Source organism: Paractinoplanes bogorensis, assembly GCF_018829635.1.
Taxonomy (GTDB): domain Bacteria; phylum Actinomycetota; class Actinomycetes; order Mycobacteriales; family Micromonosporaceae; genus Actinoplanes; species Actinoplanes bogorensis.
On sequence record NZ_JAHKKG010000012.1, the window covers coordinates 267,982 to 294,095 of the forward strand.

The following is a 26,114-nucleotide window of genomic DNA, read 5'->3' on the forward strand; positions in this document are numbered from 1 at the left end:
GCGAAAGGGGAGCGGCCCGTACGGCGACAAGAGGGGTCAGCCGGTGTTGCGCATACCGGCGGCGATGCCGTTGACCGAGGTCAGCAGCGCCCGCTCGAGGGCCGTCGAATCGGACGGCACCCGCCGCGAGCCCGGCGCCACCACGGTCTGGCGCTCGTCCTCGCCGGCGTCGCGGTACTGCCGGAGCAGCGCGACCTGCAGGTGGTGCAGCGGCTCCAGGTAGGTGTCGCGGACGTCCAGCGTGCGCTTGAGCTCGGGCTGATTTTCCAGCAGCTCCGACGTGCCGGTGATGGCCAGCACCTCGCGCACGGTCAGCTCGTACTCCGACTTGATCTTGTCGAAGATCGGGTGGAGATTTTCCGGTACGAGGGTCTCGACGTAACGCTTGGCGATGGTCAGGTCGGTCTTGGTCAGCATCATCTCGACGTTCGACAGGAACGTCTTGAAGAACTGCCAGTTGCCGTACATCTCCTGCAGCGTCTCGGCGTGGCCGGCCTCGCGGGCCGCCTGGAGGCCGGTGCCCACACCGAACCAGCCGGGCACGATCTGTCGCGTCTGGGTCCAGCCGAACACCCACGGGATCGCCCGCAGGCCACCCAGTCCGGCGTCCGCGTTGGGCCGCTTGGCCGGACGCGAGCCGATGTTGAGTGCGCCCAGCAGCTCAGTCGGGGTGGCCGCCCAGAAGTAGGCGGGCAGGTCGGGGTTGTCGACCAGCGAGCGGTACTGCGTGAAGGCCGCGTCCGACGCCGTGTCCATCGTGGCGTCCCAGCGGGCCAGCCGCTCGAGGTCGACCGACGGCGCGGTGTGCAGCAGCGTCGCCTGCAGCACCGCGGCCACCGTGAGCTCCAGGTTTTCCCGGGCCAGGGCGGGCAGCGTGTACTTGTCGCTGATCACCTCGCCCTGCTCGGTGACCTTGATCGCGCCGTCCAGCGTGCCGTACGGCTGGGCCAGGATCGCCTCGTGGGTCGGGCCACCACCACGGCCGACGGTGCCGCCACGACCGTGGAAGAGCCGCAGCCGTACGCCGTGCCGGGCCGCCACGTCACGCAGCGAGCGCTGCGCCTTGTGGATGCCCCACTGGCTGGTGGTGATGCCGCCCTCCTTGTTGGAGTCGGAGTAGCCGAGCATCACTTCCTGCACGTCCCCGCGGGCCTTGACGATCTCGCGGTAGGCCGGCAGCGACAGCATCTCGTCGAGCAGGTCGCCGCCCGCGTCGAGCTCGGCCGGCGTCTCCAGCAGCGGCACGATGTTGACCCGGGCCCGGCCGTTGTGGATGTCGACCAGGCCGGCCTCGCGGGCCAGCACGGCCGCGGCCAGCACGTCGTCGACGCCCAGGGTCATCGAGATGATGTACGTCTCGATGACGTCGGCGCCGAACCGGTCCTGCACGTCGCGGATCGTGTTGAACACGTCGAACGTCTTGCGGGCCGAGTCTGTCAGCGGGGTGTCGGCACTGGCCAGCGGACGGCGCCCGGTCAGCTCGGTGGCCAGCAGCTTGGTGCGGTCGGCCCGGTCCAGTCCGGCGTAGTCGTCGACCTCGCCGACCTGCGTGTACATCTGCTGGAGCACCTCGTGGTGCTTCTCGGCGTGCTCGCGGACGTCGAGGGTGGCCAGCTGCAGGCCGAAGGCCGAGACCGTACGGATCGCGGTGGCGACCACGCCCACCGCGGTGAGCTGCCCCGAGTTGCGGGCCAGCGAGGCCCGGATCAGCTCGAGGTCGCTGATCAGCTCGTCGCTGCCCAGGTAGTCGCGGCCGGGCACGTGCGCGGTGCCGTTGCGCAGCCGGGTGCGGGTGTTGGCCAGCTTCGCCTTGATCGCCCGCACCTTGAGGCGGTAGGGCTCCTCGGCGTTGGTGCGACGGAAGCGGGGCGCCACCTCGGGCAGGTTGTCCAGGTCCTTGGCCAGCGACGCGGAGAGGTCGAGGGACACCCCACGCAGCCTGCGGGACACCGACAGCACGTCGATGAGCTGGTCCATCGCGGCCTCGGTGGCCTGGATGCCGTGCTCGTGCTGGATCATCAGGACGTCGCGGGTGACGGCCGGCGTGACGAACGGGTTGCCGTCGCGGTCGCCGCCGATCCACGAGCCGAAGGTCAGCGGGCGGGCCGTCGGCGCGGTCTCGACGCCGAGCTGCCGCAGCGTCTCGGCCAGGTCGGCCAGCACCTGCGGGGCGGCCTCGGCGTAGAGGTCCTTGAGGTAGTAGACCGCGTTGCGCGCCTCGTCGGTCGGGTCGGGCCGGTCGAGCCGCAGCTCGTCGGTCGTCCACAGCAGGTCGATGAGCTCGGCCAGCTTGCGGGTCGACGCGCTGGTGTCGGTCTGCCCGTAGAGCACCGCGGCCGCGGCCTCGGTGTCGAGCGCGTCGGCCAGCTGGCGCAGCTTGGACAGGATCGAGCGGCGGGCGGCCTCGGTCGGGTGCGCGGTGAAGACCGGGCGGACGGCCAGGCGACGGGCGGCGGCGGCGATCTCGTCGGCCGGCACCCCCTGCTCGGCGATCCGCTTGGCCGCCTGGTCGAGCCATCCGCCGTCGTGCGCGCGGCGCCGGCGCAGGTCACGCGAGCGGTGCACCTGCTCGGTGATGTTGGCCAGGTGGAAGTAGGTCGAGAACGCGCGGGCCAGCTTGGTGCCGGTGGTGACGTCCATCGCGGCGAGCCGGTCGGCCGCGGCCTGCGGGTCCTGGCGGACCAGCGCGCGAATCTCCTCGACGAGGTCGAGCAGCGGACGGCCTTCCTGGCGGGCCAGGGTCTGTCCGAGCAGGGTGCCGATCCGCCGGATGTCGGCGCGAAGGGCGGCGTCCGGCCCGTCGGGGTCGAGGTGGCCGTGCTGGTCGGTCATCGGGGGCGCTCCTTAGCCTCAAAGGTGCTCCAGGACAGCGCTGTCCCGACTTCGCCGATCGTATCGGCGTGACCCCCGTGAAGGGGGAATTGAGTCAAGTCTCACCCATTGCCCAGGGAATGCATCACCGGGCCAGCCCAAGTGCATAGGCCGGGTACCAATGCCCCGCCGCCGGCTGGCCGGGACCGCAGGCGCCATCGGACTCCCCGGGACGTTTCACCCACAGGTACGCGTCGACCAGCGGCTGGCCGGTGTGCAGCGTCGGCACGCGCCCGAGCCGCCGTCCGGGCGGGTTGCACCAGTGCCGGTCGCCCGCGCCGCGCAGGGCCGGCCCGTTGCCGTTGCGGCTGGTGTCGATGACGAAGTGTTTTCCGGTCAAAAGGGCAGAGACCGCTTTCCCGTACGCGATGTTGTCCGCCGTCCCCTCGAAGTTCGCGACGTTCAGGGCGAATCCGGTGGCCGATCCCACCCCGGCCGCGCGCAGGGCCGGTGCGATCCGGGCGGCCGCGATCCACGTCGGGTTGCCCGCGTCGAGATAGACCACCACCCCGGGCGCCTTCCGCAGGGCGGCCACGGCGTGCCGGAGCAGCGCGTACCGCTCGGCCGCCCGCTCGGCGGTGAGGCAGCCCTGCACGGCCTGGGCCACCGCGTCCGGTTCGAGCACGACGATCGCCCGGTGCCCGCGCAGCGCCGCGGCCAGGTTGTTCACCCAGACCCGGTAGACGGCCGCGCTCGCCGCACCGCCCGCCGAGTGCCCCGAGCAGTCCCGGTGCGGGATGTTGTAGAGCGTCAGCACCGGCGTGCGCCCCGCGGCCGAGGCCGCCGTGACCAGCCGGCGGGCCCGCGCGATGTAGCCGGGGGAGCCGTCGGTGAACCAGGTCGCGACCGGCTGGACGGCGATCCGGCGCACGATCGTCGCCTCGGCCGTCCGCCCGGCCTGGTCGAGCGCGCGCACGGCCGCGACGGCGGCACCGGTCGGGTCGACATAGAGGTGCGAGCTCACCGTCCGGGCCGGGATCGGAGTGCGGACCGCCGGATCCCGCTCGCGGGCCCCGGCGGCGACCGCGACCGCGCCCAGGACGATCAGCGAGCAGGTGAAGATCAACGGCAGTCGGCCTCGGCGCGCCATCAGCTCACCCGCACCCAGCGGGCGACCGACGGCCGGCCCTGGTCGTCGACGAGGAAGAGCATGTACCAGCCGGACGGTGCGATCCCGGCCTGCTCGGGCACGCGCAGCTCGAGCCGGCCGCCCGCCCGCTTCAGACCGAGGGCGACCGAGCGCTGGTCGGTGTCGGTGCCGTGGGTGACCGAGCTCGGCCGCACCAGCCGGGCCGAGGTGATCCGGGCGGCGTGCGGGCTGGCCACGGTGAACGCGGCCCCGCGGGTGATCCGGCCCGGCGCGTGGGCGATCGCAGGCCGCTCGCCCCGGAACAGGTAGGGCGGGCTGTAGACCTCGATGCGCTGCTCGAACGTGCCCGGAGCCTTGCCCGTGGCGTCGTAGAGCGGGTCGCTGCCCATCGTGATGACCCGGCCGTCCGGCAGCAGGATCGCCTCGGAGTGGTAGTTGCGGCCGACCGTCGACTCCGCCGCCGTACGGAAGGAATTGGTTTTCGGCAGGTAGAACTGCGCGTTGAACAGGTCGCTGCGCTTCTCGCCCCGGTAGGGCCCGCCGCGGTAGCCGGACGATCCGCCGCTGGTGAACACGGTGTCGTCCGGCAGCACGACGGTGGACAGGTAGCGCGCCGGCCTGGGCAGGTCGGGTCCGGGCCGATAGGCGGGCTTGCGGCCGCGCAGGTCGACGATGTCGGTGCGGGCGGTGGAGATCGGCGAGTCACCGACCCCGCCCCCGCCGAAGATCATCACCTGCTGCTCCTGGGCCGGCGGCAGCATCAGCGAGGTGGCGGTCTCGTTGAGTTCGGGCTGCCGCAGTCCGGGCACGGGCTGGAATCTGTTGCTGTCCAGGGACCAGATTCCCGGCGTACGCCCCTCCTGGTCGGAGCCGTAGCCGGAGTTCGCGCCGGAGTAGAAGATCCGCCCGTCGGCCATCGGGTGCAGGCTCGGATAGGTCGGGAAGTAGCGCTCGTGCCGGGGCGACTCCGACCACCGGCGCTTGCTCGCGTCGTAGACCTCGTTGCGCCCGGGCAGCACGCGGCCGAACTGGTCCAGCCCGGAGACCGCGAGCACGTCGCCGTCGGCCAGCGTGACCAGGGTCGGATACCAGCGGTGCTCGACCATGTCGCCGGTCTTCACGTAGCGCTCGGTCCGCGGGTCGAACTCGTACGACGTCTTGTCCCCGCCGTACTCCTGCTTCTCGCGCGTGATCTTGTCGGCCACGCCGTACATGTTCCGGGCGTCGGAGCCGGTCAGCCCGGCGATCGTGTATTGAGCACCCGCCCGGACGACAGCGGCGTCGCCCGGGCGGACGGCGTCCACCCAGACCTCGACCTCACCCGCGGTGACCTGCGCGTGCGTGCCGTGCATGACCTTGCTCGCGGCGGGCACGGTCACGGCGGTCCGGCTCCTGTACTCGAACCCGGACGCCGAGCGGAACGTCGTGCCCTTCACGAAGGCGCGCGCGCCGTGATCGGGCGACTCGTTCTTGATCTTCATGACGCCGCCGGCCCGCTGCACGTCCTTCTCGAGCACCTCGTACGACTTGGTGCCCCCGGCGATCAGCAGGTTCCCGCTCGGCAGGAAGCTGTGCCCGGCGCAGAACACGTCGGTCGGAGTCTCCACCTCGCTGAACTTCTCGGTGCGCGGGTCGTACAGGACCGTACGGAAGGTGCCGCGCTCGAACTGCTCGCGGTTGTTGCCGCTGCCCGCGACGATGAGCACCTTGCCCGTGCTGAGCATCGCGGCGTGGATGGCGTTGACCCGGAAGCCGGCCGGCACCGGCAGCCCGGCCCAGTGGCCGTACTTCTCCTTGTAGGACTGGCGGTTGATGTTGTAGTTGTGCAACGCCTCGGAGCCGGCCGCGAGGACCGGCCGGTTCGCGAACGCGACCACGGCGAGCACCACCACCGCGACGGTTCCGCTGGCCATCCGGCGCGCGAGACTGGGGCGGGGGCGGGGCTTCATTCAGTGGGCTCCTTTTTTCTCTGGAAGCGCTGCGCGAACCACAACGCCGGTGGGGTCAGGCAGATGAGCAGGTTGAGCGCGGGCCAGACGAACATGGCGTTGTCCACGTGCCCGGTGACCGCGGCGATGACCAGCAGCACCACGAAGAACACCGACCAGCGCAGGCCGGGCGCGAACGTGGCCAGGCGGTCCGGGCTGGTCGAGTCGCCCTTGGGCGTGACCACGAAGCCGGCCTTGCGGCGCAGCAGCGCGCCCACGAACGACGACACGTAGATCGGGGTGGACAACGTGGACGCGACCATGCCGGTCAGCCCGGACGAGCCGGCCTCCTCGTGCGGGCTGGTGTTGTGCCGCCGGTTGAACAGGTAGAGCCCGATCTGGAAGAGCGCGGCGTCGATGTAGAGCATCAGCCACACCTCCTGCGGCACGTGCACGCCCTGGGCCCCGAGCGCGAGATAGCAGAACGCGTTCAGGGCGCCGAGCAGCCAGGCCAGCGCGGTCAGCGGGTAGTACGACATCAGCAGCCCGTAGTGCAGCGCCTTGGCCGGCCCGAGCTTGAGGGCCAGGCGCGCGAACTTGCGCATGACGACCTCGTCGGTGCCACGCGACCACCGGTGCTGCTGGGTGAAGTAGTCGGTCCAGGACGACGGCCCCTCGCCCACGGCCAGCACGTCCGGCGTGTAGACGCTGCGCCACTTGGCCGCGTGCAGGGCCAGGCTGGTCGCCATGTCCTCGGTGATCGAGTCCTGGAGCCCGCCGATCGATTTCAGGGCCTTGATGCGTACGGCGTTGTTCGTCCCCACCAGCATGGCGATGCCGCGCCGGTTGCCGGCCCGCTGCAGCAGCGAGTGGAACAGGTACTGCTGAGACTCGGCCCAGCGCGTGACCAGGTTGTCGTAGTTGCCGTAGATCTGCGGCCCGACCACGAACCCGACCCGCTCGTCGCGGAAGTAGCCGAGCAACCGCTCGCAGAAGTTGGGCAGCGGCACGTGGTCGGGGTCGACCGAGACGAACACGTCGTAGTCGTCGCCGTTGACCTCGACCCACGAGTTGTAGTTGCCGTGCTTGGTCTTCGCCTTGAACGCGCCCGACCCGGTGTTGAACTCGGCCCGGCCCTTGCGGCTGAAGTGGTGCACGCCCAGCCGCGCGCACATCGCCTTGACCTCGGGGTCGTCGCCCTCGTCGAGCAGCCACACGTCGTACGTGCCGCCGTAGCGCACGTGCCGGGCCGCGCGCAGTGTCTTCTCGACCATCGCGACCGGTTCCTTGCCGGGCACGATCGTGGTCAGGAAGGCGACCCGCATCGTGGTGTCCGGCACCACCGGCACCGGGTCGCGCGCCAACAGCGTCGCCAGGCACAGCGTGACCACGTTGACCAGCCGGAACAGCTCGATGGTGGCGGTCGCGCCGATCATCACGTACGCGCCGAAGAACTGCGCCGGATGCAGGGCGCGGTCCGGGATCGCGATCGATGCGATCAGCCAGCCGAAGAACGTGCTCTCGAAGGCGAACGCGAACAGCGTGATGAGCACCGTGAGCACCGGGCGACGGCGGGCCACGTGCTTCATGCGTACGCGGAAACGGTCTTGATCTTCGCCTTGTGGCGGCGGATCGGCGGGCCCGGCCAGGACGCTGTAGGCGCTGTAGTTGTAGCGGGCGGGCAGCAGCATCGTGGCCGCCTGCAGGGCCGCGCTGACCCGGACCCGCCCGGTGGGAACCTTCTCCTGCAACCGGCTCATCAGGCGGACAGCGGCACTGCGGGGCGCACCACCGGCTGGCGTTCCTTCGGCGCGAGACGGCTCACGTTGCGGCGCGAGGCCAGTTGCAGACGGACGGGGGTGCCGGTCGGCTCGGCCTTGGTGACGAAAGCGTGCCGGGCGGCCGCGAAACCGGACCGGTCACCGAACATGTCGCGGCTCATCTCGGCCAGCTCCCGGGTCTCGTAGACCTCCAGCGGCGTGCGCTCGGCGGCGAGGCGACGGGTCTTCTCCTGGCGGCGGCGACGGGCCGTGCGGGGGTCGCTCTCGCGCTCGGCCAGCTCGGTCAGCCATTGCGTGTACGCCCCGGGGTGGCGTGGACCGACCTCGTCGGCCAGTCCGAGCTCGACCGCCTGCCCGGCCGAGATCGGCAGCTTGTCGTCGACCAGGCGCTGCGCCTCCTTGGCCCCGACCCGGCGCGGCAGCGTGAAGGTGTGCAGCTCGGAGCCGTACAGCCCCATCTCGTAGTAGGGGTTGAACACGACGCCCTCGCGCGCGGCCACGATGTCGGCGCCGAGACCCAGCATCACGCCACCGGCGCCTGCGCTTCCCGCGTACGCCGCCACGACGACCTGCTTCGTGCAGGTGATGATCTCGCGGCAGATGTCGTTGATCGCCCGGATGTTGGTCCACGCGGAGATGGCCGGGTCGGTCGCGGCCTCGATCGCGTTGAGGTGGATGCCGTTGCTGAACGCGTCGGTGGCCCCGCGCAGCACCAGCACCTCGGTGTCCTGGGCGGCCGCGTGCCGCAGACCCGCGAGCAACCGGCGGCAGTGACCGGTCGCCATCGCACCGTTGTAGAAGTCGAAGGCCAGCCAGCCGATCCGGCCGGTGCGGCGGTAGCGGACCTGGCGGTAGGCCCGCGGCGACTCCGGTTCGGCGCCGACCGGCAGCGGCGAGTTCGGCACCCCGCGCAGTCGTGCGCCCAGCAGCGTGGTCGACGGCAGTTTGAACGCCGTTTTGTCGTCTTTCCGCAGGTGGCCCAGCCACAGGGCGCCGTCGCCGGTGCCGACCAGTACGGCCCCCTGACGGCGGCTGAGCAGCGTGCCCGGGCGACCCGGGCGGCCCAGCCCGGGCACCGCGTCGTAGGCGAAGACCGGCACCCCGGCGATCTCGGTGCGGACGCCGGGGGAGCCGTCGGCGGCCCGGATCCGGCGCAGGATGTGCTCGGTCGAGTCGGACCAGTCGAACGCGCGGTCGTCCTGTTTCATCAGGGGCCGCGGCTTGGCGTCGGGGGCCTGCGGCTCGGGCTCGAACGCCGGGTCGGCGGCCTTGGCCACCACCTCGAGAACGCACTCCATGGCCGCGTCGGCGACCGGGCCGTTGTAGAGCGACGACTTGCGCGGCGGGGTGGCCGGCATGGTGAACGTGCGGGTCGCCCAGATCGGCCCGGCGTCCATCTCCTCGACCGCCTGCAGGGCCGTGACTCCCCAGGTCCGGGCGCCCTCCACGATCGCCCAGTCCAGGGAGGACGGCCCGCGATCACCCACCGGACCGGGGTGGATGATCACCGTGCGCCACTTCGACCAGACCTCGGCCGGCACCCGGTGCTTGAGGAACGGGCACAGGATCAGCTCGGGGTCGGTGTCCCGGACGCCTTGGATCATGTCGTCGGCGCCGGTGGCGAGCTGCACGCCCACGTCGTGGCCGGCCTCGCGCAGCGCGCACCACGCGCGCTGGCTCAAGCCGTTGAACGCCGTAACGAGCAGCAGGATTCGCACGTTGCCTCCCCAGGGATGCTGTTCTGCTGCTGCCCACTATTGCCCCGGTATCGATGGCTTTGTCGGACATAGTGTGCGTTGTATCGCCGCTCACTCCGGATGTCAGTGGGGCGGACTAAACTTGGCGCCGTACCCCCGCCTGTTTTGGGCGTTGGGGTTTTTCGACGTGTTCGAGGTGTCTTTTCATGCAGCTCTCCGGTCTCATTCCGGCCGCCCTCCGCGACCGCGGTCTCGCGCGGGCCCGCGACCTCGCGCGTCAGGGCTTCGTGGAGTCCGACGCCCTCGACCTCACCGCGCCCGCCTCGCTGCGGCCGTTCGTCGTCGCCACGGTGGCCGGCGCGGCCGACATCGGCGGTGCCGGGCGGCCCGTGCTCGCGGTCACCGCGACCTCGCGCGAGGCCGACGACCTGGCCGACGCGCTGGGCTGCCTGATCGACCCGGCCCGGGTCGCGGTCTTCCCGTCGTGGGAGACGCTGCCCCACGAGCGGCTCTCGCCCCGCTCCGACACGGTCGGCCGCCGGCTGGCCGTGCTGCGCCGGCTGGCCCACCCCGGGTCCGAGCCGGTGCAGGTCGTGGTGGCGCCGGTCCGCTCGTTGCTGCAGCCGCAGCTCAAGGGGCTCGGCGATCTCGAGCCGGTCGAGCTCACCACGGGTGGCTCGGCCGAGCTGGAAGGGGTGTCGCGGCGGCTGTCCGATATGGCGTACGCCCGGGTCGACCTGGTGACCAAGCGCGGGGAGTTCGCCGTACGCGGTGGCATCCTCGACGTTTTCCCGCCGACCGACGAGCACCCGTCGCGGGTCGAGTTCTGGGGCGACGAGGTGGAGGAGATTCGTACCTTCGCCGTCGCTGACCAGCGGACCATTGACCCGGTTTCTTCGTTATGGGCGCCGCCCTGTCGTGAGCTTCTTCTGACTCCCGCGGTCCGTTCGCGCGCCTCTGATTTGTCTGCTTTGCACCCGGAGCTTGCGGAAATTCTGGACAAATTGGCCGAAGGAATTCCGGTCGAGGGGATGGAGTCGCTGGCTCCGGCGCTGCTCGACGGCACCGACAGCATGGAGTTGCTGATCGACTGCATGCCGGCCGGCACCCACGTGCTGCTGTGCGACCCCGAGCGCATCCGCACGCGCGCGCACGACCTGACCCGTACGTCCGACGAGTTCCTCGAGGCGTCCTGGGCCGCCGCTGCCGTCGGTGGTCAGGCCCCGATCGATGTCGGGGCCGTGGCGTTCAAGACCCTTGCGGATGTACGTTCCCACGCTGCGACTTTGAAGCAGCCGTGGTGGACCGTTTCGCCGTTCGGCCTGGCCTCGTCCTCTCCTGAAGATGATCAACCGTGGCTCGAGAAGCCTGAAGTCGAGGTCGCGCCCGATCTCGGTGACGCGGTCGCGCTGGCCGCGCAACCGGTGCCGCTCTATCACGGCGACACCGCCAAGCTCGCCGCCGACCTGCACGACTGGGCCGCCGCGGGCTGGGCCATCGCGCTGGTCTTCGAGGGCCACGGCACGGCCCAGCGGGCCACCGAGGTGCTGCGCGACGCCGGCCTCGGGGTCACCCCGGCCGACTCCATCGAGACCCCGATCGAGGCCGGTCAGCTGCTGGTCACCTGCGGCGGGCTCAACCACGGCTTCGTCGACGCGACCTCCCAGCTCGCCGTCATCACCGGCAACGACATCACCGGCGGGCGCGGGGCGTCCACCAAGGACATGCGCAAGATGCCGTCCCGGCGGCGCAACACGATCGACCCGCTCGAGCTCAAGCCGGGCGACTTCGTGGTGCACGAACAGCACGGCATCGGCCGCTACGTCGAGCTGGTGCAGCGGACGGTGAACGGCGCCGACCGCGAATACATCGTGCTCGAATACGCCGCGTCCAAGCGGGGCCAGCCCGGCGACCGGCTCTACGTGCCGACCGACCAGCTCGACCAGCTCTCCCGCTACGTCGGCGGCGAGTCGCCCGCGCTGCACAAGATGGGCGGCGCCGACTGGCAGAAGAGCAAGGCCCGGGCCAAGAAGGCGGTCCGCGAGATCGCGGCCCAGCTGATCCAGCTCTACGCGGCCCGGCAGGCCTCCAAGGGCCACTCGTTCGGCCCCGACACCCCGTGGCAGCGCGAGCTGGAGGACGCGTTCCCCTACACCGAGACCCCCGACCAGATGGCCGCCATCATCGAGGTCAAGCACGACATGGAACTGCAGGTCCCGATGGACCGGCTGATCTGTGGCGACGTCGGTTACGGCAAGACCGAGATCGCCGTCCGGGCCGCGTTCAAGGCGGTGCAGGACGGCAAGCAGGTCGCCGTGCTGGTGCCGACCACGCTGCTGGCCCAGCAGCACTACAACACGTTCACCGAGCGGATGAGCCAGTTCCCGGTGCAGATCCGTCAGCTGTCCCGGTTCCAGACACCCAAGGAAACGACGATCACCCTGGAGGAGGCGGCCAACGGCACCGCCGACATCGTCATCGGCACCCACCGCCTGCTGGCCAACTCGACCAAGTTCAAAAACCTCGGCCTGATCATCGTGGACGAGGAGCAGCGCTTCGGCGTCGAGCACAAGGAGCAGCTCAAGGCCCTGCGCGCCTCGGTCGACGTGCTGACCATGTCGGCCACGCCGATCCCGCGCACGCTCGAGATGGCGATCACCGGCATCCGCGAGATGTCGACCATCGCCACCCCGCCCGAGGAACGGCACCCGGTGCTCACCTTCGTCGGTGCCCAGGACGACAAGCAGGTCGCCGCGTCCATCCACCGCGAGCTGCTCCGCGACGGCCAGGTGTTCTATCTGCACAACCGGGTCGAGTCGATCGACAAGGCGGCCCGCCGGCTGCGTGAGCTGGTGCCCGAGGCCCGGGTCGCGGTGGCGCACGGCCAGATGAGCGAGGAGCAGCTGGAGAAGGTGATGGTCGGCTTCTGGGAAAAGGAGTTCGACGTCCTGGTCTGCACCACGATCGTCGAGTCCGGCATCGACATCCCGAACGCCAACACGCTGATCGTCGAGCGGGCCGACCTGCTCGGCCTGGCCCAGCTGCACCAGATCCGGGGCCGGGTCGGCCGGGGACGGGAACGGGCGTACGCCTACTTCCTCTACCCGCGCGAGAAGCCGCTCACCGAGACCGCGCACGAGCGGCTGGCCACCATCGCCCAGCACACCGAGCTCGGCGCCGGCATGTACGTGGCGATGAAGGACCTCGAGATCCGCGGCGCCGGCAACCTGCTCGGCGGCGAGCAGTCCGGCCACATCGAGGGGGTCGGCTTCGACCTCTACGTGCGCATGGTCGGCGAGGCGGTCAGCGCCTTCAAGGGCGAACGCCCCGAGGAGGAGCCCGAGGTCAAGATCGATCTGCCGGTGGACGCGCACCTGCCGGTCGACTACATCGCGGTCGAGCGGCTGCGCCTCGAGATGTACCGCAAGCTGGCCGAGGCCCGCGACACGAAGGCCCTCGACGAGGTGGTGGCCGAAATGACCGACCGCTACGGCGAGCCGCCGGCCCAGGTGGCCAACCTGATCGCGGTGGCCCGGTTCCGGCAGACCGCCCGGGCGTACGGGCTGACCGACGTCTCGATGCAGGGCAAGCACATCCGGTTCTCGCCGCTGCCGCTGCCCGACTCGAAGCAGCTGCGGCTCAAGCGCTACCACCCCGACTCGGTCTACAAGCACGCGACCGACCAGGTGAGCGTGCCCCGGCCCAGCACCCGGCGGGTCGGCGGCGAGCCGCTGCGCGACCAGGCGCTGCTGGAGTGGTGCGCCCAGCTGCTCAAGGACGTGCTGGGCGACGTGCCGGTCCCCGCAAAGGCCGGGGTCGGGTGATCTCGCTCATAACTGACGTGAGAGAGTCGACGTCATGCGTCGTGCTCGCCGACTGGCATCCATCGTCGTCGTTGCGTCTCTCGGGCTGGCCGGCTTGACCGCCTGCCGGGCCGAGCCGTCCGTGGCCGCCTATGTCGGTGACACCGCCAAGGTCACCGAGGCCCGCGTGCAGGAGGTCTGGGACAACGCGTCGGCCGCGCTCACCAGCGCCGCCGCGCAGCAGCCGGAGGCCTCCGGCGCGGCGGTGAAGCTGCCGATCACCCGCGCCGACATCGTGCGCACCCTGGTCGGCCACGACGTGATGATGGCCGTGGCCAAGCGCGAGAGCGTGAGCGTGCCGACCGACCTGGCCCTGGGCGACTACGCGAGCCAGCTGCGCCTGCCGCAGTCGGCCGAGTACGTGCGGCTCTACGCCGAGTTCGACGGCCTGATCCGCGCGCTGCGCACCAAGGTGCAGTCGTCGGCCGCCAACGCCACCGACGACGACCTGCGCGAGGTCTTCGACGTGCTGACCACGTCGGGCGAGGTGCCGGCCGGCACCACGTTCGAGGCGTTCAAGCAGCAGCTGCCGGCCGAGAACCTGACGCTGGTCAAGACCGCGGCCGCCGTGAAGAAAGAGGTCGCCGAGCTCACCGGCACGATGGACATCACGGTGAACCCGCGCTACCAGCCGCTCGGCATCCCGGTGCTCGAGTTCCAGACCCAGCAGGGCGAGCTCAAGCCGCTCGTCGTCGTCCCCCTCGGCGAGGACAAGGGCAGCCCGGTCACCGACGTCTCCTGACGGCCTGTGTCCTTCCCTGTGGATAACCGGCTCTTCTGATTTGACAGCGCGGTAGTCTCCCTTCCTTCTCCCCAGGGCGGGTGGGGGCTAGGGATGGCTACTCCGCGAAAACTGGCAAAGTTGCGAGCATGACCGCACGGATCTACCTGCTCGTCACGTCGCCCCGACTCCCGGCCGGCCTGCTCACGGCGGCCGCCTGGGACGTCGTACGGGAAAATCCGGTTTTTGCCGCGGCCGAGACCGAGCAGGCGCACGCGCTGCGGAAGAGCGGCGTGCCGGTCACGATTCTGGTCGGCGACCCGGAGACCCTGATCGCCGAGCTGGCCGGCCACGAGGCCGTCGTCTGGCTGGCCGGCCCGGCCGGTGACGAGTCGTTCGCCCGCAGCCTGGGCCTGCGCCTGGCCCGCGAGCCCGGCCTGGCCGAACTCGAGCTGATGTACGGCTCGTGGGACCCGCCGGGCGCCCGCCTGCTCGACGCCGTCGCGGTGATGGACCGGCTGCTCTCGCCCGGCGGCGACCCGTGGAAGCGGGCCCAGACGCACGAGACGCTCGCGCCCTACCTGCTCGAGGAGAGCTACGAGGCGTTCGACGCGATCGAGTCGGGCGACACCGACGCACTGCGCGAGGAACTCGGCGACGTGCTGCTGCAGATCGTCCTGCACGCGCGGCTGGCCGAGGAACTGCCCGAGGACGAGGCCTGGACCGTCGACGACGTGGCCGCCGGGCTGGTCGACAAGATGGTGCGCCGCAACCCGCACGTCTTCGCCGGGGTCGAGGTGGCCGACCTCGACGAGATCACCCGCAACTGGGACGACATCAAGAAGGCCGAGAAGACCCGCGATTCGGCGCTCGACGGCATTGCCCTGAGTCAGCCGGCACTGTCCCTGGCCGCCAAGATTCTTTCCCGTACGCATCGAGCCGGCCTCGCCGTACCCCTGCCCGACGGTTCGGATCTCGGGTCCCGGCTGCTCCGGATGGTCGCCGAGGAACCCGACGCCGAGCAGGCCCTGCGCCGCGCCGCGCTGGAATACGCGAAGGCGGTCAGAGCCGCGGAGTAGGTTTCACGGCATGCCGGAGTTCGTACCCCTCGCCGAACGTATCGTCGACGCCCTCCTCGAGAGCAGCCCCGGGCTGGCCACCTTCTCCGGTGACCACCGCTTCGACGACCGGCTGCCCGACCTTTCCCCCGGTGCCGTCGGGGCCCAGGTCGCCATGCTGCGCGACGCCACCGACGCGCTCTCCGGCATCGACGCCGACGCCCTCGACCCCGAAGACCAGGTCGACCACGCCATGCTCAGCGCCATGGCCGAGCGCGGCCTGTTCGAGCTGGGCGACATCCGCGAGCACGAGTGGAACCCGCTCGAGCACAATCCCGGCCCGCTGCTGCACGCGCTGATCTCGCGCCAGTTCGCCCCGGCCGAGGAACGCCTGGCCAGCCTTGGCGGCCGGCTCGCGGCCATCCCCGACGCCCTGGCCACGGCTCGCGCGGTGCTGCGCGACGTGCCGCGCATCCACGCCGAGACGGCGATCGGCCAGTTCGCCGGCACGGCGGCGCTGATCCGCGACGAGCTGCCGCCGCTGCTCGAGCAGGAACCCGGCATGCGCCCGGCCCTCGAGCCGTCCTCGGCGGCCGCGCTCAAGGCGCTCGACGAGTTCGACGGCTTCCTGCGCGGCCTGCTCGACCGCGGCGATCCCGGCCGCGACCCGCGCCTGGGCCGCCGACTGTGGGAGGCGCGTCTCTGGCACACCCTCGACACCGAGCTGCCCGCGGCCGAGGTGCTGGCCCGCGCCCAGGCCAACCTCGAACGCACCAGCGAGCGCCTGCGCGAGGCCGCGGCCGAGCTGACCGGTGGCCCGGCCACCGACGAGACGGTGCGGCGCGCCCTGAATGAGCTGGGCGCCCAGCACCCGGCCGACGACACGATCGTCGATCTGGCCAAGCTGACGATGGCGGAGGCGACGGCCTTCGTCCGCGAGCACGACCTGGTCAGCCTGATCGACGACCCGTGCGTCATCGAAGAGATGCCCGAGTTCGCCCGGGGCGTCGCGGTGGCCTACTGCGACCCGCCCGGCCCGCTCGAGACGGCCGACGTCCCCACGTTCTACTGCATCTCACCGACCCCGTCCGACTGGTCGGCCGAGCGGGTCGAGTCGTTCTACCGCGAATACAACAACCACATGATCCGCGACCTGACCGTGCACGAGGCGATGCCCGGCCACTTCCTGCAGCTGGCCCACTCCCGCCGCTTCCGGGCCGCGACCCGGGTGCGCGCGTTGGGCTGGTCCGGCCCGTTCGTCGAGGGCTGGGCCGTCTACACCGAAGAGGCGATGGCCGACCTGGGCTTCGGTGGCCTCCCGGTCCGTCTCCAGCAGCTCAAGATGCAGCTCCGGATGAGCCTCAACGCGATCATCGACCAGTTGGTCCACTGCGACGACCTGCAAGAGGCCGACGCGATGGCGATGATGACCGGCGCCGGCTTCCAGGAGGAGGGCGAGGCCGCCGGCAAGTGGCGCCGCGCACTCCTCACGTCGACCCAGCTCTCCACCTACTTCGTCGGCTACACCGAGGTGGCCGCGATCGCCGCCGCCCGCCCGTTCGGCGCCACCCCGCGAGCCTGGCACGACGCGATGCTGGCCCACGGTTCCCCGCCGCCCCGCCACCTGCGCACCCTGCTCGGCGTCTGACCGCCCGGGGTCAGCTGGGCAGGTGGGCGTCGGCCCAAGCCGTGAAGCGGTCGCCGAACTCGGCCTGGGCGACCTTGACGATGGCGTCGGGGTCGTCGGTGGGGGACAGGTCGAAGTGCTCGGCCAGCCACGTCACGTAGGCGTCGTGGGCGGTGCTGTGCTCGTCGTCGGGGGCGCGGTAGAACGTCACCTCGTCCCAGTCGACCATCGGCTCGGCGTCGAACGTGAGCAGGATCAGCACTTCGCGGACGTTGCGGGCCACCACGTGCTGGCCGCCCTCGTCGCCGAACACGACCACCGGCGGGTCGGAGCGGTCGTCCAGGTGCCAGAAGGCGTAGAACGAGCCGCTTCCCGTGGCCTCGGCGAACGGGGTCAGGCCGGCCAGGAACTCGGCGTCGTCGGACCAGCCGGCCGTCAAACCGGACTTGTCGTCGTAGTCGGTCAGGGCGAAGCCGTCGGCGTAGTAGCTGCCGCCCGTCTGCTCCTGGAACGCCTTGAGGAGGTTGAGTTCGGGCACCGGCGAGTACGACATGGTGCGCGAGCCTACCGAGGGGACTTGTCGACCAGCTTCGCGCCCGGCGGCACCAGGAAGGCGTCGGAGGGCAGCTCTTCCGCGTACGCGGTCAGGGCCTGGTCGATGCGGACGCCGTCGATCGTGGCGGTGAAGCTGGCCAGCACGCCCTCGTTGGTCACGCACAGGTCGAACTTCTTGGCGGGCGTGCCGTCGACGCCGTCGAGCAGCAGGCACGTCGCGTGGCGACCGGCGATCGTGGTGTCGTGCGACTTGGTGTCGACGATCGGGTCGAGCGCCGCGGTCGCCAGCATGGCCTGGGCGGCCTCGGGGGAGATCAGCGGGCCGTCGTTGAGCGTGGCCGCGGCCGCGGGGTCGGCCGCCCGCGAGTCGCACACCGTCGAGCCCGTGCATTTCACCGTCACCGTGGTGGTGACGATGAGGCGGCCGCCGGGATATACGTACGAGGAACGCAGTGGTCTCTGCGCCCGATTCACGGTCGCCGTCTCGCCGCCCGCCACCTGATATTTCGCCGAATAGGTGAGGTTGGCCCCGGCCGCCAGCTGGTCGGCCGTCTCGGTGATCAGGTCGTCGCGGCTCAGCGGGGACGCGCTCGCCTCGTCGATGTCGCCGCAGCCGGACAGGCCCAGCAGCGCCACGCACGCGGCGGCGAGGCCGGCGGTCGTAAGGCGCGTAACGGTGAGCACGACTGACACCTTGGCCCATGCGCGCAACCCGAGGCAAACCAGTTACTGGGCGGCTGCGCTGCGTGCCCGTGACATCAACTGCTCGTGCATGATGTAACGCCGGATGACCTTGGCCTGATACTCGTCCGACTCGGTGAAGACGGCCACCATCTCGACGATCATCGGCCCGCGGCGGGGGATCCGCTGCCGCATCGAGCTCACCTTGACCGCCTGGGCGCCGAACTCCACCACGTCGTCGCCGACCTGGATACGCAGCGTGATCTCGTCGCCGGGTTGCACCTCGACGTCGGTGAACTGCGCCCGCACGGCGTGCTCGCTCAGGTCGCGTACGTGGCCTTCAGCCGGAGAAAAAGAGGGCACGAGGAGCACGATCGGCTCGCCGCCCCCGCCGCGGACGTAGTCGCGGCTCTGCTCGAACGAGGGCTCACCGGCCAGGTGGACCTCGACCCGGTTGCCGTCCACGGCGGCGACCGTGGCCAGCGAGGCATAGCGCCCGCGCTGGGCCGTGGCCCAATGCAGTGTCACCGTCGACCCGGCCGCGGGCACGTCGGCGAGCGCGAGCGAGAGCGTCACGGCGGTGCCTTCGGCCGACACGACGCGGACTCCGGACTGCGTTTCGCCGTACGCGGTCATCTCGATGAACGACCCGCCGGCGGGAAGCGATGGTGTGCTCATAGTGCCGGGGTAATCGGTGAACCCGAGGAGGACCTTAGTTAAAACCTCGCCGTGGAAAGCGCAGGGCAGCCGCACGTACGCTTCCAGGGCTCGATACGCTCTTGCTGTGGTCGGCCGCAGGGTCGCGGTCGGTGATTTGGCGGGCCCCATGCATCTGAGCGGGCTGCCTCCCTGTGAGGCACCCCAGGAGCAGTGAGCGGCCGCCTTACAACAAGGGAGCGACACGACACATGGCCACCATCGAAGCGATCGTCGCCCGCGAGATCCTCGACTCCCGGGGCAACCCGACCGTCGAGGTCGAGGTCGGGCTCGACGACGGCACGGTCGGCCGCGCCGCGGTGCCTTCGGGCGCCTCCACGGGAGCGTTCGAGGCGATCGAGCTGCGTGACGGCGACAAGGGCCGTTACCTGGGCAAGGGCGTCGAGAAGGCAGTTTCGAACGTCGAAGACAAGATCGCCGACGAGCTCGTCGGTTACGAGGCGAGCGAGCAGCGCCTGATCGACCAGAAGATGCTCGACCTGGACGGCACCGCCGACAAGAGCGAGCTGGGCGCCAACGCGATCCTGGGCGTCTCCCTCGCGGTGGCCAAGGCCGCCGCGCTGAGCGCCGAGCTGCCGCTGTTCCGCTACGTGGGCGGCCCCAACGCGGCCGTCCTGCCGGTGCCGATGATGAACATCCTCAACGGTGGCGCCCACGCCGACTCGAACGTCGACGTGCAGGAGTTCATGATCGCGCCGATCGGCGCCCCGACCTTCCGCGAGGCTCTGCGCACCGGCGCCGAGGTCTACCACGCGCTCAAGTCGGTGCTGAAGAAGAAGGGCCTCTCGACCGGCCTGGGCGACGAGGGTGGCTTCGCGCCCAACCTGCCGTCCAACGCGTCCGCCCTCGACCTGATCACCGAGGCCGTGCAGGCCGCCGGCTTCACCGTGGGCACCGACATCGTCTTCGCCATGGACGTCGCCGCGACCGAGTTCCACAAGGACGGCTCGTACGTCTTCGAGGGCGCCCCGAAGTCGACCGACGAGATGATCGCGTACTACGCCAAGCTCGCCGCCGAGTACCCGATCGTCTCGATCGAGGACCCGCTGGACGAGGAGGACTGGGCCGGCTGGAGCGCGATGACGGCCGAGCTCGGCGGCAAGCTCCAGATCGTCGGCGACGACCTGTTCGTCACCAACCCGACCCGCATCGGCCGGGGCATCGCCGAGAACGCGGCCAACGCCGTGCTGGTCAAGGTCAACCAGATCGGCTCGCTGACCGAGACGCTCGACGCCGTCGACCTGGCCCACCGGGCCGGCTTCAAGACGATGATGAGCCACCGTTCGGGCGAGACCGAGGACACCACGATCGCCGACCTGGCCGTCGCGGTGGGCAGTGGCCAGATCAAGACCGGTGCTCCGGCGCGGTCCGACCGGGTCGCGAAGTACAACCAGCTCCTGCGCATCGAGGAGCAGCTGGAGGGCGCGGCCCGGTACGCCGGTGCGGGCGCTTTCCCGCGTTACCGCACGGCGTGACGGACGCCCGCTAGATCATGGAGTTGTGGCGCCCGCGGAAACGGGCATAGGTTTCCAGCGGGCGCCACGACACGTGACGGAGGGGTTGGGGTGACGACACAGCGACGATCACCGAGCGGTCAGGGTCCATCCCGCCGCCCCGGATCGTCGCGCGTGCGGCACACCGGGCCGGTCCGGACTACCGGAAATGTCCGGAGCGGCGCGGCGGCGGCGCGCACCAGCACGAGCAAGAACGTCGCCGCGAGCAAAGGCGCGAACCGTCCGACGGCCTCCCGGCGTACGGGAAACGCAGCCCGAGGCGCCACCAAGCGCACGGCCGCGCCCCGGCCTCGCGCCCTGACCGGCCGGGCGATGGTTCTGATCAGCGTGTTCGTCGCGCTCGCGCTGGCCTACACCTACCCGCTGCGGGTCTATCTGGCTCAGGAATCGCAGATCGCCCAGCTCGAGGCCGACCGGGCCGCCCAGCAGGCGCAGATCGCGCAGAAGACGCAGGACCTGCAGAAGTGGAAGGACCCGGAATATCTGCGGGCGCAGGCGCGCGAGAAACTCTTCTACGTGAGGCAGGGAGAGACCGCGCTCGTGGTCACCAACGATCCGGCCGGCGCCGCTGCCGACGCCGGGAGGAATGCCCCGGCGGCCGCACCCGACCGCTGGTACGACACGCTGTGGAGCAGCGTCCGAGCCGCCGACGCGGAGTCCACCAACTGACATGGCACAACCGTCAGAACAAGATCTTGATGCAGTAGAGGCCCAGCTCGGCCGTCGCCCCCGCGGCACGCGTGCGATCGCGCACCGCTGCCCGTGCGGCAACCCCGATGTGGTCGAGACGGCGCCGCGCCTGGACGACGGCACCCCGTTCCCCACGCTCTACTACCTGACCTGCCCGCACGCCACCGCGGCCTGCAGCCGGCTCGAGTCGGCCGGGGTCATGCGCGACATGCAGGAGCGCCTGGCCACCGATCCCGAGCTGGCCGCGCAGTACAAACTGGCCACCGAGGACTACCTGTCCCGGCGCAAGGCGATCGACGACGTGCCCGAGATCGCGCACGTGGCCGCCGGTGGCATGCCCGATCGGGTGAAATGCCTGCATGTTCACCTCGGACACGCGCTGGCCGTGGGCCGGGGCGTGAATCCTTTCGGTGACGAGGTCCGCGACGCGGTCGAACCGTGGTGGGCCGAGGGCCCCTGCGTACCCAAGGCTGAGTGACCGTGGAGATCCGGCGCGCGCGCACCAAGGACGTCCGGGCCATCCGTGCCCTCGTCGACGAATACACCTCGGACCGCCGGCTGCTGAGCAAGGCGACCGTCACCCTGTACGAGTCGGTGCAGGAGTTCTGGGTCGCGGTGGACGACGACGACCACGTCTTCGGATGCGGCGCCCTGCACGTGATGTGGGAAGACCTGGCCGAGATCCGCACGGTCGCCGTCGATCCGGCCCACCGCGGCCAGAAGATCGGCCACAAGATCGTCGAGTGCCTGGTCGGTGTGGCCCGCGACCTGGGCATCCGGCGGGTCTTCTGCCTCACCTTCGAGACCCGGTTCTTCGGCTCGTTCGGGTTCACCGAGATCGACGGCGCGCCGGTTCCGCATGCGGTCTACGAGCAGCTTCTTCGCTCGTACGACGAAGGTGTCGCCGAATTCCTCGACCTGGAACGGGTCAAGCCCAACACCCTGGGGAACACGAGAATGCTGCTGCACCTATGAAACGGGTAGCCGGGATCGACTGCGGGACCAACTCGATCCGCCTGCTCATCGCCGACGTGGCCTCCTCGGGCGGCGGGTTCACCGAAGTGTCCCGCCGGATGGAGATCGTCCGGCTGGGCGAGGGCGTCGACCGCACCGGACGGCTGTCCGAGGGGGCTTTGTCCCGTACGCGGAAAGCCCTCCTCGGTTATGCCGCGGAGATCGCCGAGCTGGGCATCAGCCGGGTGCGCATGTGCGCCACGTCGGCCTCGCGCGACGCGTCCAACGCGCAGGAGTTCCGCGACATGGTCCGCGGCGTGCTCGGCGTCGACCCCGAGGTGATCAGCGGCGACGAGGAGGCCCGGCTCTCGTTCGCGGGCGCGGTCGCCGGCCTCACCGCCGAGCAGCCCTACCTGGTGTTCGACATCGGCGGCGGCTCGACCGAGTTCGTCACCGGCGCGGCCGCGGTCGACCACGCCATCTCGATGGACATCGGCTGCGTCCGGATGACCGAACGGCACCTGCACAGCGACCCGCCCACCGCGGCCGAGATCCACAACGCCGAGCGCGACATCACGGCGGCGGTCGACATCGCGCTGACCGCCGTGCCCGGCCGCGAGGCCCGCACCATCGTCGGGCTGGCCGGCTCGGTCACCACCGTCACCGCCCTGGCCATGGGCCTTCCCGCGTACGACGCCGACGCCATCCACCATTCCCCGGTGAGCCTGGACGACGTGTCCCGGGTGACCGCCGACCTGCTGGCCATGACGGTCGAGCAGCGGCGGGCCCTCCCCGTGATGCACCCCGGCCGGGCCGACGTGATCGGTGCCGGGGCCCTGATCCTGCGCATCGTCATGGAACGATCCGGCCACTCGACCGTGATCGCCTCGGAGCACGACATCCTCGACGGGATCTGCTACTCGCTCGCCTGATCTTTTTTGGAGATCGGCCCGGTGACGGCCTGGTCACTACTCTCGTCTTGACGGTATTTCGCATTGCGCAGTACTGTCCACCGCGTGGATACGACCCAGCTGCTGAAGGGTGTCCTCGACCTGGCCGTGCTCGCCGTGCTCCGCGACGGGGACGGCTACGGCTACGACATCCTTCGCCGCCTGCGCACGGCCGGGCTCGAAGACGTCGGCGACGCCTCGGTCTACGGCACTCTGCGGCGCCTCTTCGCCGGCGGCTACCTCAACAGCTATGTGGTGCCCAGCATCGAGGGTCCGCACCGCAAGTACTACGGCCTCAACGCCGCCGGGCACGCCGAGTTGCAGCGATCGGGCAAAGTGTGGCACGGCTTCGCATCCACCATGGACGATCTGCTTCGCGAGCGGGGGACGGCGTGAACACCACGGCACAGGACGAGATCACCGAGTACGTCGAGCGTGTCCGCGCGGCGCTGGCCGACCTGCCCGAGGCCACCCGGGCCGAACTGCTCGAAGACCTGCCCGAGCACCTGGCCGAGATCCGGGCCGAAGACACGGTCACCCTGACCGACCGGCTGGGCGCCCCCGAGGCGTACGCGGCGGAGTTGCGCTCCACCGCGGCCGGCTTCGTCGGCGGCTTCCCCGACCCGCCCAAGCGCACCAACTTCGCCCCGCTGATGGAGGCCCGCGCCGACGTCGTCCGCATCCTCGGCCGGGCCGACGTCAAAATCGGGCCGGTCATCGGGTACGACAAGGCGAGCGACTTCCTCCGCCTGCTGCGTCCCGCGTGGTGGGTGCTGCGCGGCTACCTGACCGCGATGGCGCTGGCCTACCTGTTCGACGCCGGCTCACAGAGCCCCGGCCTGCTCCCGCGCGTCGGCGGCAGCACGTTCATCGCGTTGCTGCTGCTCGGCGGCTGCGTGGTCGGCTCCATCCTGGTCGGCCGGCGCGACCTGACCGGCACCGGCTGGAAGCGCTACGCGGTGAACTTCGGCGCGGTGTTCCTGGCGCTGTTCGCGATCGGCGGCTTCTTCAGCGCCGACAGTGATGTGCGAGACCCCGGCTACAGCGACGTGGGCTATTCGGGCGGCGGCAACCCGTACGACTACGTGACCGACGTCTTCGTCTACGACAGCCAGGGCAAGCTGGTGCCGGGGGCGCGGCTCTTCGACCAGGAGGGCTCGCCGATCCAGATGGGCAACGCGTACTGCAACGACCCCGACACCGGGGAGTCGTGGCATTCCCGGTCGATGGGCTACCCGTACTGCCCGGAGGCCGCGCCGTTCGGCTCCCCGGCCCCGGCCGCGTCCCGGACGGTCGAGCCCAGCGCTTCGTTCCTGGACCAGGAGCCGTCGTCCCCGCCGTCAGCGTCGGTGTCGGTGTCGCCGAGTGAGCCGGCCGAGCCTCCGACGCCTGCTCCCACGCGCTCATAGGGGTCGCGGGGATTCGTGGTGATCGCTACTGTCTGCTCCGCGTGATCCGGCCTTCCGCCCAGGGCCGGGCTCGCGGAAAGGACCACCCGTGAGCGACATCCCGCCCGCCGACCCCACGTTCGCGCCGTACAACGGACCGCCGCCCAACCCGTGGCAGCCCCCGCAGCCGCCCGTTCAGCCCCAATCCGGGCCGAATGCCGCGGTACCACAGGCTCAGTTCACGTCGCAGGCGCAGTTCACCGCGCCGCCCACGCAGCCGCACTTCGGTCCGCCGCCGCCCGCCCAGCCGCACTTCGGTCCGCCGCCCACGCAGCCGCAGTTCGGTCCGCCGCCCGCCCAGCCCCAGTTCGCCCAGCCGCAGTTCGGCGCGCCCAGCTATCCGCCGCCAGGCTTTCCGCCCGCCGGTCAGCCCGGCTACCCGCCCGCGGGCTACCCCGCCTATCCGCAGCCGGGCGCACCCGCGCCCAAGCCGCGCAGCGTCCTCAAGGTAGTGCTGATGGCCGTAGCACTAGGCGCCATCCTGCTGGTCGGCCTGGGCACCTTCGGCGTGAGCGCCCTCATCGCCGCCGCCGCCGATCCCGCCAAGAACGCCCGGGCCGGCGACTGCCTCACTGCCTCCGGCACGGTCGCCGACACCGGCACCTCCGAGACCTCGGCCGAACGCATCGACTGCACCTCACCGCGGGCCGAGTTCACCGTCGTGGCCCGCGTCGAGGGCGAGAGTTCCCCCGACAGCACCGCTTGCGAAAAGTTCTTCCCCGACGACGAGAAGTACTTCGTCTACGGCAGCACCGCGGGCGGCGGTTACGTGCTCTGCCTGCGCCCGAAAGGCTGACGTCCGGGTTCGCCACGAGTGCGGGCCGGTCGCTATGGTCGACCGGCCCACCCTGGTGAGAGGACCCTCTGTGAGCACAGCCCCCGAGACCGCCGTCGACGAGCCCAAGCGGCGGGGGAGCGTGCTTGTCGCGGCTGTGGTCATCGCCGTCGTGGTGGCCGCCGCCGTCTATGCGGTCAGCGCCCTCTTCCTGGGCGGCGACGCGGCCGGTGACGCCAAGGCGGGTGACTGCATCGCGTCCGACAAGTCCGTCTCCGACGAGGGCACCACCGAGACCGGGGCGAACATCGTCGACTGCACCGCGCCCGACGCCCGGTTCTCCGTCGTGGCCCGGGTCGACGGCAAGAGCTCGACGCACAGCGACTCGTGCAACAAGTACTTCCAGCCCAAGGAAGAGTTCTACGTCTACGCGAGTGGCAGCGACAATGGCTACCTGTTGTGCCTGAAACCGAAGGCGTGAACTCCGACCCGCGTACGACGAAAGCCGCAACGCTCGCCGACCTGGACGCCGAGATCGCGGACTGTTTCGCCTGCCCGCGCCTGGTCGCCTGGCGCGAGGAGGTCGCCGCGACCAAACGCGCCTCCTTCCGCGACCAGCACTACTGGGGCCGCCCGGTCCCCGGGTTCGGCGTGGCCGACGCCGAGATCGGCATTCTCGGCCTGGCCCCGGCCGCGCACGGCGGCAACCGCACCGGCCGCATCTTCACCGGCGACCGGTCGGGTGACGTGCTGTTCGCCGCCCTGCACCGGGCCGGCCTGGCCAACCAGCCGACGAGCGTCTCCGCCGACGACGGCCTGGCCCTGCGTCACCTGCGCGTTTTCGCCGCCGTCCGGTGCGCCCCGCCGGACAACAAGCCGCTCCCGGCCGAGCGTGACCGGTGCGCGCCGTGGCTGCACCGCGAGCTCGAGCTGATCCGCCCCACGCTGCGGGTGGTGGTCGCGCTCGGGGCTTTCGCCTGGCAGGCGTGGTGGCCCGCGATGACCGCGGTCTACGGTGTGCGGCCGCCGGTGCCCCGTCCGAAGTTCGGGCACGGCGCCAAGGTCAGCCAACCGGGTGTGCCTGATCTTCTCGGGTGCTTCCACGTCAGTCAGCAGAACACCTTCACCGGTAAGCTCACCCCGGCCATGCTCGACGACGTCTTCACCGAGGCGAAGCGGCTGGCCGGGATGTAA

Annotated in this window: 22 protein-coding genes; 14 read left to right on the forward strand and 8 right to left on the reverse strand. The window is 70.7% G+C overall.

What is annotated here, in order from left to right; all coding sequences use genetic code 11:
• Positions 1-36: 36 nt before the first annotated feature.
• The 5 genes from ppc to KOI35_RS35315 all read right to left on the reverse strand — a co-directional run bounded on the left by ppc (position 37) and on the right by KOI35_RS35315 (position 9,388).
• On the reverse strand, positions 37-2,832 hold the full coding sequence (gene ppc, locus KOI35_RS35295) for a phosphoenolpyruvate carboxylase (RefSeq protein ID WP_215793023.1): 2,796 nt from the start codon (positions 2,830-2,832) through the stop codon (positions 37-39).
• Between the two features lie 124 nt (positions 2,833-2,956).
• Positions 2,957-3,961 (reverse strand): glycoside hydrolase family 6 protein, encoded by a 1,005-nt coding sequence (locus KOI35_RS35300; RefSeq protein WP_215793024.1) that lies wholly within the window; start codon positions 3,959-3,961, stop codon positions 2,957-2,959.
• Positions 3,961-5,910: a radical copper oxidase GlxA gene (gene glxA / locus KOI35_RS35305; protein ID WP_215793025.1), complete on the reverse strand. Its 1,950-nt coding sequence runs from the start codon at positions 5,908-5,910 to the stop codon at positions 3,961-3,963. Before glxA ends, KOI35_RS35300 begins: the two co-directional genes overlap by 1 nt.
• Positions 5,907-7,649: a glycosyltransferase family 2 protein gene (locus KOI35_RS35310; protein ID WP_246614252.1), complete on the reverse strand. Its 1,743-nt coding sequence runs from the start codon at positions 7,647-7,649 to the stop codon at positions 5,907-5,909. The genes glxA and KOI35_RS35310 overlap by 4 nt, the downstream gene beginning before the upstream one ends.
• Complete coding sequence (locus KOI35_RS35315) at positions 7,649-9,388, reverse strand: hydrogenase maturation protein (RefSeq protein WP_215793026.1); 1,740 nt, start codon at positions 9,386-9,388, stop codon at positions 7,649-7,651. The genes KOI35_RS35310 and KOI35_RS35315 overlap by 1 nt, the downstream gene beginning before the upstream one ends.
• A 185-nt stretch (positions 9,389-9,573) precedes the next feature.
• Here KOI35_RS35315 and mfd point away from each other — a divergent pair, with 185 nt between their 5' ends.
• From mfd to KOI35_RS35335, 4 genes are all read left to right on the forward strand, one after another.
• Entirely contained in the window at positions 9,574-13,191 is a 3,618-nt protein-coding gene (gene mfd / locus KOI35_RS35320) for a transcription-repair coupling factor (RefSeq protein WP_215793027.1), read from the forward strand.
• Between the two features lie 34 nt (positions 13,192-13,225).
• On the forward strand, positions 13,226-13,972 hold the full coding sequence (locus KOI35_RS35325) for a hypothetical protein (RefSeq protein WP_215793028.1): 747 nt from the start codon (positions 13,226-13,228) through the stop codon (positions 13,970-13,972).
• 128 nt (positions 13,973-14,100) lie between these two features.
• The gene (locus tag KOI35_RS35330) at positions 14,101-15,030 is read left to right on the forward strand and encodes a nucleoside triphosphate pyrophosphohydrolase (RefSeq protein ID WP_215793029.1); all 930 of its coding nucleotides are present in this window, start codon (positions 14,101-14,103) and stop codon (positions 15,028-15,030) included.
• 10 nt (positions 15,031-15,040) lie between these two features.
• Entirely contained in the window at positions 15,041-16,657 is a 1,617-nt protein-coding gene (locus KOI35_RS35335) for a DUF885 domain-containing protein (RefSeq protein WP_215793030.1), read from the forward strand.
• 10 nt (positions 16,658-16,667) lie between these two features.
• Here KOI35_RS35335 and KOI35_RS35340 read toward each other — a convergent pair whose 3' ends face one another.
• Genes KOI35_RS35340 through KOI35_RS35350 form a run of 3 tightly spaced genes read right to left on the reverse strand, consistent with a single transcriptional unit; the run spans position 16,668 to position 18,550 of the window.
• Entirely contained in the window at positions 16,668-17,189 is a 522-nt protein-coding gene (locus KOI35_RS35340; protein ID WP_215793031.1) for a hypothetical protein, read from the reverse strand.
• An 11-nt stretch (positions 17,190-17,200) separates the two neighbouring features.
• A complete protein-coding gene (locus tag KOI35_RS35345) occupies positions 17,201-17,875 on the reverse strand; it encodes a hypothetical protein (RefSeq protein ID WP_215793032.1) in 675 nt (224 codons plus the stop codon).
• A 42-nt stretch (positions 17,876-17,917) separates the two neighbouring features.
• Positions 17,918-18,550 carry a hypothetical protein gene (locus KOI35_RS35350; protein WP_215793033.1) on the reverse strand — a complete coding sequence of 211 codons (633 nt, stop codon included), beginning with the start codon at positions 18,548-18,550 and terminating at the stop codon, positions 17,918-17,920.
• A 230-nt stretch (positions 18,551-18,780) separates the two neighbouring features.
• Here KOI35_RS35350 and eno point away from each other — a divergent pair, with 230 nt between their 5' ends.
• From eno to KOI35_RS35400, 10 genes are all read left to right on the forward strand, one after another.
• A complete protein-coding gene (gene eno / locus KOI35_RS35355; protein WP_215793034.1) occupies positions 18,781-20,064 on the forward strand; it encodes a phosphopyruvate hydratase in 1,284 nt (427 codons plus the stop codon).
• 351 nt (positions 20,065-20,415) lie between these two features.
• Positions 20,416-20,772 carry an FtsB family cell division protein gene (locus tag KOI35_RS49125; protein ID WP_308121290.1) on the forward strand — a complete coding sequence of 119 codons (357 nt, stop codon included), beginning with the start codon at positions 20,416-20,418 and terminating at the stop codon, positions 20,770-20,772.
• 1 nt (position 20,773) lies between these two features.
• Positions 20,774-21,271 carry a DUF501 domain-containing protein gene (locus tag KOI35_RS35365; protein ID WP_215793036.1) on the forward strand — a complete coding sequence of 166 codons (498 nt, stop codon included), beginning with the start codon at positions 20,774-20,776 and terminating at the stop codon, positions 21,269-21,271.
• Between the two features lie 2 nt (positions 21,272-21,273).
• On the forward strand, positions 21,274-21,768 hold the full coding sequence (locus tag KOI35_RS35370) for an amino-acid N-acetyltransferase (protein WP_215793114.1): 495 nt from the start codon (positions 21,274-21,276) through the stop codon (positions 21,766-21,768).
• Positions 21,765-22,679, forward strand: coding sequence for a Ppx/GppA phosphatase family protein (locus KOI35_RS35375; RefSeq protein WP_215793037.1), 915 nt, complete (start codon positions 21,765-21,767; stop codon positions 22,677-22,679). The genes KOI35_RS35370 and KOI35_RS35375 overlap by 4 nt, the downstream gene beginning before the upstream one ends.
• An 84-nt stretch (positions 22,680-22,763) precedes the next feature.
• The gene (locus KOI35_RS35380) at positions 22,764-23,093 is read left to right on the forward strand and encodes a PadR family transcriptional regulator (RefSeq protein ID WP_215793038.1); all 330 of its coding nucleotides are present in this window, start codon (positions 22,764-22,766) and stop codon (positions 23,091-23,093) included.
• Positions 23,090-24,106 (forward strand): DUF1700 domain-containing protein, encoded by a 1,017-nt coding sequence (locus KOI35_RS35385; protein WP_215793039.1) that lies wholly within the window; start codon positions 23,090-23,092, stop codon positions 24,104-24,106. Before KOI35_RS35380 ends, KOI35_RS35385 begins: the two co-directional genes overlap by 4 nt.
• 88 nt (positions 24,107-24,194) lie before the next feature.
• Positions 24,195-24,941 carry an LppU/SCO3897 family protein gene (locus KOI35_RS35390; protein WP_215793040.1) on the forward strand — a complete coding sequence of 249 codons (747 nt, stop codon included), beginning with the start codon at positions 24,195-24,197 and terminating at the stop codon, positions 24,939-24,941.
• A 70-nt stretch (positions 24,942-25,011) separates the two neighbouring features.
• Positions 25,012-25,401 carry an LppU/SCO3897 family protein gene (locus KOI35_RS35395; protein WP_215793041.1) on the forward strand — a complete coding sequence of 130 codons (390 nt, stop codon included), beginning with the start codon at positions 25,012-25,014 and terminating at the stop codon, positions 25,399-25,401.
• Complete coding sequence (locus tag KOI35_RS35400; RefSeq protein WP_308121291.1) at positions 25,398-26,114, forward strand: uracil-DNA glycosylase; 717 nt, start codon at positions 25,398-25,400, stop codon at positions 26,112-26,114. The genes KOI35_RS35395 and KOI35_RS35400 overlap by 4 nt, the downstream gene beginning before the upstream one ends.